The following is a 2,958-nucleotide window of genomic DNA, read 5'->3' as shown; positions in this document are numbered from 1 at the left end:
TTTTCTTTGTGCCGGCTGTAGCGCTGCCGGCCCGGGCCGCAGCGCCGTTACAGCGGCGACGGCACCGCTGCGCGCGTGCGCGGCGAGCGCGCCAGACGCGGCTGCAGGTTCGGATCGGTCGATTCGGGCTGCTCGGCGCGCATCTCGACGCCGATCGGCGGCAGCGTCGCGCTCTGCGCGGCCCACTGTTCGCCCATCATCGCGTCGGTCGAGTGGCTGAAATGCTCGACGAGATGGTCGATGAACGTGCGCACCTTCGCCGGCAGATGGCGCCGGCTCGGATAGGCGATGTTGATCTCGACCTGCGGCAGCCGGAAATCCGGCAGCAGCCGCACGAGCGCGCCGCGCGCGATGTCGCTGCCGATCAGGTAGCTCGGCAGGATCGCGACACCCATCCCGAGCAACGCGAACTGGCGCAGCATCGCGGTGTTGTTCGCGACGATCACGTTGGTCGGGCGCACGCGCACTTCGCCGTCCGGCCCCGTGAACACGCGCTCGTCGCCCCAGTATTCGGTCGGCAGGCTCAGCGCCGGATGCTCGGCGAGCTGTTCCGGATGCGTCGGCACGCCGTGCTTTTCCAGATAGCTCGGCGTCGCGCACACGGTCATGCAACCGGTGGTCAGGCGCCGCGTGACGATGCTCGCGCTACGCATCTGGCGCGTGACGACGATGCCGACGTCGAAACCTTCCTCGACCAGATCGACCTGCCGGTCGACCAGCGTGAGATCGGGCACCACCTTCGGGAAATTCTCCGTGTACGACTGCAGCACGGGGGCGAGGTTGTGCAGGCCGAACACCACCGGCGCGACGATGCGCAGCGTGCCGACCGGCTCGTGATTGCGTGCGACGACCATCTGCTCGACATCCTCGAGCTCGTCGAGGATCTGGCGGGCACGCTCCAGATAGACCTGACCCGACTCCGTCAGGGAGAGGCTGCGCGTGGTGCGGTTAAGCAAACGCGTGCCGAGCCGGCCTTCCAGATCGGCGACGTGGCGCGTCGCGACCGCGTTGGAGATATCCATTGCGCTCGCGGCCCGCGCGAAACTGCCGAGATCTGCAACCTTGACGAACACGCGCATCGACTGCAAATGATCCATAAACGACTCCTGCCGCTGTTACAACTTCAAAAAGATGAAGCAAATGCGTAATTCTCCTACGACAGCGGAAATGATGCAGAGTTGCTCAACAAGGGGCCGGTTGACGATAAAAATAGTCAAAAATCCTCGGCCTCTGCGGATAGTTGATCCAATTATTCTGCCGAGAGCAACAATTGGGTGAACCTCGTCGAGTAAATGGCCGAATCAGGAAGGACATATTTGATGCGACACAACAGCGCACCCTGTTGCACCGCGCGGGAGCGGCGCCGGGTGTGGCTGGCGCTGATTGCGGCGGAGCGTAACAACCTGTTAAAAAGACACCATGGAGGCAGCCGACGTAGCATCATGTCGGCCCCGGCCGGGCGGGACGGGTGCGCAAGGTGCGCCGCCGCCACGGCCCCGCTTTCAACGCGCGACACCCCGTTCACCATGAAAATTGCCATCCTCGACGACTACCAGGACGCCGTCCGCAAGCTGAACTGCTTCGAGATGCTCGCCGGCCACGACGTAAAGGTCTTCAACAATACGGTGCGCGGCCTCGGACAGCTCGCCAGCCGTCTGGCGGAAGTCGAGGCGCTCGTGCTGATTCGTGAACGGACCCCGATTACGTCCCAGTTGCTCGCCAAGCTGCCGAACCTGCGCATGATCAGCCAGACCGGCCGCGTGTCGAGCCATATCGATCTCGACGCGTGTACCGACCGCGGCGTCGCGGTGCTCGAAGGCACCGGTTCGCCGGTCGCGCCGGCCGAGCTGACCTGGGCGCTCGTGATGGCCGCCCAGCGCCGCATTCCGCAGTACGTCGCGAACCTGAAGCAGGGTGCGTGGCAGCAGTCGGGCCTGAAGACGTCGGCGCTGCCGCCGAACTTCGGCCTCGGCCAGGTGCTGCGCGGCCAGACGCTCGGCATCTGGGGCTACGGCAAGATCGGCCGGCTCGTCGCCGGCTACGGCAAGGCGTTCGGGATGAACGTGTTGATCTGGGGCCGCGAGCATTCGCTCGAAGCCGCGCGCGCCGACGGCTACACGGCCGCCGAGAGCCGCGAAGCGCTGTTCGAGCAAAGCGACGTGCTGTCGCTGCACCTGCGCCTGCACGACGACACACGCGGCATCGTGAAGCAGGAAGACCTGATGCGGATGAAGCCGACGTCGCTGCTCGTCAACACGAGCCGCGCCGAGCTGCTCGAGGAAAACGCGCTCGTCAACGCGCTGTCGCACAACCGGCCGGGCATGGTCGCGATCGACGTGTTCGAAAGCGAGCCGATCCTGCAGGGCTACAGCCTGCTGCGGATGGAAAACGTGATCTGCACGCCGCACATCGGCTACGTCGAGCGCGAAAGCTACGAACTGTATTTCAGTGCCGCATTCCGCAACATTCTCGCGTTCGACGACGGCGACATGTCGAGCGTCGCCAACCCGGAAGCGCTGACGCCGATCCGCAAGCGCTGATCGCACGGGCTGCGCGCGTCGCGCGGCCCCCTTTCATTCCCGCTCGTCAGGCGGCCACGCGGCCGCCCGTCATCGCGCCGACCCGCGTGAGGAAGTGCTCACCGTCGCGCCGCCCGAGATCGTACGCATGCCGCATCTGCGACGGGCTCGTGTAATCCCAGCTCGAAATCGGCACCTTGCTCGACGGCTGCACGTACAGCCGCCGCTGGTCGCCATGCGCGACCGTGAACATCTGCGGACGCGGATACAGCCGCGTGACCAGCACCAGCACGTCGCCCGGCGACGGATCGAGCGCATCGACCGGCACGTTGTCGACCATCCCGCCGTCGAGCACCGGCCGGCCGCCACGCCGCAGCACCGGCGTGAACGGCGGCGTGCAGGACGACTGCAGGATCAGGTCGGCGAGTTCGTCGACGTG

The 2,958-nt window shown here is 65.8% G+C and carries 3 protein-coding genes; 1 reads left to right on the top strand and 2 read right to left on the bottom strand.

All coding sequences use genetic code 11. The annotated features are described in order from the left end of the window. Positions 1-47 precede the first annotated feature (47 nt). Entirely contained in the window at positions 48-1,097 is a 1,050-nt protein-coding gene (locus JMF90_RS31450) for a LysR family transcriptional regulator (RefSeq protein ID WP_011546489.1), read from the bottom strand. 429 nt (positions 1,098-1,526) lie between these two features. Here JMF90_RS31450 and JMF90_RS31445 point away from each other — a divergent pair, with 429 nt between their 5' ends. Further along, a complete protein-coding gene (locus tag JMF90_RS31445; protein ID WP_011546490.1) occupies positions 1,527-2,540 on the top strand; it encodes a D-2-hydroxyacid dehydrogenase family protein in 1,014 nt (337 codons plus the stop codon). A 46-nt stretch (positions 2,541-2,586) separates the two neighbouring features. On the opposite strand, the gene JMF90_RS31440 is transcribed toward JMF90_RS31445, so the two are convergent. Continuing rightward, positions 2,587-2,958, bottom strand: a 372-nt coding sequence (locus JMF90_RS31440; RefSeq protein ID WP_201325895.1) for a patatin-like phospholipase family protein, incomplete at its 5' end; no start/stop codon positions are given.

The sequence above is a fragment of the Burkholderia sp. E168m23 genome (assembly GCF_016586125.1).
Classification (GTDB): Bacteria; Pseudomonadota; Gammaproteobacteria; order Burkholderiales; family Burkholderiaceae; genus Burkholderia; species Burkholderia orbicola.
Note: the sequence above shows the minus strand (reverse complement) of the source record. Positions and strands in the feature narration are given on the sequence as shown.

Bases quoted from the DNA above. Each gene is read 5' to 3' on its own strand.
- JMF90_RS31445 (WP_011546490.1), top strand. From the start codon at position 1,527: ATGAAAATTGCCATCCTCGACGACTACCAGGACGCCGTCCGCAAGCTG.
- JMF90_RS31450 (WP_011546489.1), bottom strand. From the start codon at position 1,097: ATGGATCATTTGCAGTCGATGCGCGTGTTCGTCAAGGTTGCAGATCTC.